This window comes from Streptomyces jumonjinensis, from assembly GCF_009600885.1.
Taxonomy (GTDB): Bacteria; Actinomycetota; Actinomycetes; order Streptomycetales; family Streptomycetaceae; genus Streptomyces; species Streptomyces jumonjinensis.
In genome coordinates, this window is the sequence record NZ_VCLA01000192.1 from 270,809 (window position 1) to 271,304 (window position 496).

Consider the following 496-nt stretch of genomic DNA (forward strand, 5'->3'; position numbering starts at 1 on the left):
ATTGTGGGTGCGGCGGGCGTCCTCGCCCGTGTTGTCACGGAGCTCCAGGAACTCCTCGACGTCCGCATGCCACGTCTCCAGATACACCGCCGCCGCACCCTTGCGCCGGCCATTCTGATTCACCGCGGCGACGGAGGCGTCGAGGGTCTTGAGGAACGGCACGATGCCGTTGGAGTGGCCGTTGGTGCCCCGGATCAGGGAGCCGCGGGCACGGACCCGGGAGTACGACAGCCCGATGCCGCCCGCGTGCTTGGACAGCCGCGCGACCTGGTGATACCGGTCGTAGATCGAGTCCAGCTCGTCCAGCGGCGAGTCCAGCAGATAGCAGGACGACATCTGCGGATGCCGGGTCCCCGAGTTGAACAGCGTCGGCGACGACGGCAGATACTCCAGCCGGCTCATCAGCCCGTACAGGGACTCCACTTCATCGGCTGACCGGGTGGTGTGATCCTCGGCCAGTCCGCAGGCGACGCGGAGCATGAAGTGCTGCGGGGTC

1 protein-coding gene is annotated in these 496 nt (G+C 67.3%); it reads right to left on the reverse strand.

Features of this window, described 5'->3' with window-relative positions:
* The coding region (locus FF041_RS38305) for a ribonucleotide reductase N-terminal alpha domain-containing protein (RefSeq protein ID WP_323393286.1) at window positions 1-496 on the reverse strand (496 nt) is incomplete at both ends.